Consider the following 3,229-nt stretch of genomic DNA (forward strand, 5'->3'; position numbering starts at 1 on the left):
CGCCAGGCGCTGCGGGACGTGGCGGCGGCGGTGCCGCTGACCTGGCGCAGCTCCCGGGTGGAGCGGGCGGACCTGGACCGCTTCCTGTTCGCCCCGGAGGACGTGGTGGTCGTGGTCGGCCAGGACGGCCTGGTCGCCAACACCGCGAAGTATCTCCGCGGGCAGCCGGTGGTGGGCATCGACGCCGACCCGGGGCGAAACCCTGGGGTCCTGGTCCGTCACCGCTGCGCCGACGCAGCCGCCCTGCTGCGTGCCGCGACCGCCCCCGGGGGCCCGGCGGAGGAGCTGACCATGGTCGAGGCCGTCGCCGACGACGGCCAGCGCCTTCGGGCGCTGAACGAGATCTACCTGGGCCCGCCCGGCCACCAGACGGCCCGCTACCGCCTGGGCCCCGACGGCGAGAAGGACCCGGGCGAGGCCCAGGCATCCTCCGGGGTGCTGGTGGGCACCGGCACGGGCGCCACCGGCTGGCTGCGCTCCCTGTGGCTGGAACGCGGCAGCACCGCCGGGCTGCCCGCGCCGTGCGAGGGACGGCTCCTGTGGTTCGTGCGCGAGGCCTGGCCCTCGCCCACGACCGGAACATCGAGGGTCGCCGGTGAGCTGGGGCGGGGACAGGGGCTGCGGCTGACCGTGGAGTCGGACAGGATCGTGGTCTTCGGCGACGGGATGGAGACCGACGCCCTGGAGCTGACCTGGGGCCAGAGCGTACGGCTGGGCATCGCGGGAACGTCGCTGCACCTGGTGGCGTGAGCGCGGGCTGTCACCGGGCGGCCCTGCGCGGGACCGCCTGCACGGTGCCTCCGGAGGCGTTCGCGGGGTTCGTCAGGAGCCTGTGCGCGCACGGTCGCGCCCTGACACCGGCACCGGCTGCTGCGGCTGCGGCTGCGGCTGCGGCTGCGGCTGCGGCTGCGGCTGCTCGAACGGGGAGGGCACCGGGAAGTAGGCCTCCAGGAAGGCGGCGACGATGTTGTGCTGCTGCGTCGCGGTCAGTCCGGCCTGGTCTCCGGCCTCGGTGGGTGCCTCCTCGTCGTCGGCGAGACAGAAGGCGTCGTGGCCGCGCTCGGCGGCCAGCGGTGGCAGCTTCTCGGTCACGTCGTGGCGCGCGGTGCTGACGTAGGTGTGCACGAGGTGGCCCTCGACCGCGTGGCCCTGCGCGAGCGCGAGGTGGGAGGCGAGGGTGACGGGGGCGAGGTCGTCGGTGCTGCGGAAGACCGAGCGGGCGGTGGCGGCGAGCCGACCGGGCAACAGCTCCTCGACGCGGGTGAAGAGGGAGCGGGTGAGGGGGTAGGGGGTGTGGGCGAGGATGTGCGGATAGGTGCGGCCGACAGCCTCCTCGACGGCCTGCCGGGTGACCTTCTGCGATGAGGTGAAGACGTCGTCACCGGCCCGGCTGCCGGGGTCGACGGCACGCCAGTCGTGGAAGACCTTGGGCAGTCCGGAGGGCAGGAAGTAGTCCTGCGGGCGCTGGGGGCGGCCGAGGAGGATGTCGTCGTTGAAGTAGATGAAGTGCTCGGCCAGGCCGGGGATGCGGTGCAGCCGGCTCTCGATGGCGTGGGAGTTGAACACCTCGGGGGCGTCGGGGTCCGTCAGGAGCTCGCGGTGGTCGACGACGGTGACACGGGGATGAGGGGTGTCGAGCCAGTCGGGGGCCTGGTCGTCGGTGACGAGGAAGACGTGCCGGATCCAGGGTGCGTAGGCGGCGATGGAGCGCAGACAGTAGCGGAGCTCGCCGCGGTCGCGGTAGCGGTTGTCCGCGAGGTCGATCCCCGTGCGGCGGCCGCTGCCGCAGGCCGCGGCCTGTGCGGCTCGGTCCCTGCGGCGGCGCCAGGCGGGGTCGGCGGCGTCCACCCAGGTGATCACGGCGTCGACGGGGAAATCTATGTCGTCCGGGAAGCGGCCGGAGAAGCAGTCGACGACGGGGTAGTCCCGGTCGCCGACCCGGTGGGTGGCGGAGGCCGTCAGGGAGGGAACCCACCAGCCGTACGGGGTCTCGCGCAGCGTGGCGAGGGCGCCCTCGCCGGAGTCGGGGGCCTCCCAGAACTCCAGGTCGCAGCCGGTCTCGGGGCCGTAGGTCAGGGTCCGGCCGGAGGTGACGACCGGGTGGTGCAGGCGTACGGCCCCGACGCGGGCGGGCTGCGGGGGCCCACCGGCCTTCCGGTCGCCGTCACCGGGGACCGGGACGGCCTCGGCGGCGTCGACCGCTGCCGGGAGGTCCTCCGCCAGTACGTCTGCCGGTACGTCCCCGGCCTCGCCGCCGGCGGTGATGAGGCGGGCGTAGAGGGGCAGCCCTGCGAAGGCCGCGGCGCAGGCCTTCAGCGCGGCGGCCCGGTCGCCCGGGGCGATGGCCACCCGGTGGGTGAGCCGGCCGTCGGGGACGAGCCCGTAGGGGACGGCGGCGGCTTCCAGGGCCTCGGCGAGCGACCGGAGGTTGGCGTCGCGGGCCTCGGCGGGCAGCAGGTCGTCCCGTACGACGGCGAGCCGGCCTCGGTGGCGGACCAGGCCCGGCACGGTCGCCAGCAGTTCCTCCTCGCGGTCGGCGGCCCGGCTGCGCCGCGCGGGCCGGTCGCGCTCCGGTCCGGCGGGGCGCGGTTGGGGCGGGATGCCGCCGCGGCGACGTACTGTCCGGGCGAGTCTGCGCAGCCCGGCCGGAAGGGGAAGCCTGCGTATTCCCTGCATGTACGTCCTCGGTGTGCGGCGCTGATGAGCGGCTGCCGGTTCTCTGAGTGCCCCTGAGCAGGAGTGGCGCGTCGGGAGCGTGGTGGATGCCTTGTTCAGCGATACGTTTCCTTTTGTTTACGTTTCATGCAAGGGTCCGGGGTCCTGCTGTCTCAACTCACACCGACTTCTCATGCGCGGCGGTGGCTCGTCCGGCGGGTTTCTCCGTCCGGCGTCGCCGCAGGACGGCGGCCCCCGGCCTTGGCCTCGGCTGTCCTACGGGGGCGGGGGGGACTCCGGGGGAAGCTCAGAGGGGGCACGCCGGCGTGGATGTCCCGGCGGGCACGGGCAGCCGAGCGCACGGGACTGCCGGGTGTTCCTGTCGCGTGGTGCTCCGGTCGCGTGAGGCGGTGCCGGCGCGGCACAGAACCGGGTGACCGCGGCCGGTACCCCTCGTCTTCCGCCGCGGCGGACCGGGCCCGGCGGGACGCGGGGCCGGCGCGGACCTGATGTCCGATACCGGCGCCGCCGCGGGGCGGCGCCTGCGCACGGCCGCGTTGTCGGCGTGTTGGGT

General features: G+C 74.7%; 2 protein-coding genes. One reads left to right on the plus strand and one right to left on the minus strand.

The genetic code is table 11. The features are described from left to right. Positions 1–750 (plus strand): hypothetical protein (locus ACWGIU_RS33745; RefSeq protein ID WP_453711915.1); only part of this gene is annotated, 750 nt, incomplete at its 5' end. Between the two features lie 72 nt (positions 751–822). On the opposite strand, the gene ACWGIU_RS33750 is transcribed toward ACWGIU_RS33745, so the two are convergent. Continuing rightward, positions 823–2,676 (minus strand): Stealth CR1 domain-containing protein, encoded by a 1,854-nt coding sequence (locus tag ACWGIU_RS33750; protein ID WP_453711916.1) that lies wholly within the window; start codon positions 2,674–2,676, stop codon positions 823–825. Between the last annotated feature and the right edge of the window lie 553 nt (positions 2,677–3,229).

The organism is Streptomyces sp. NPDC054840 (assembly GCF_053611065.1).

Bases quoted from the DNA above. Each gene is read 5' to 3' on its own strand.
- ACWGIU_RS33750 (WP_453711916.1), bottom strand. From the start codon at position 2,676: ATGCAGGGAATACGCAGGCTTCCCCTTCCGGCCGGGCTGCGCAGACTC.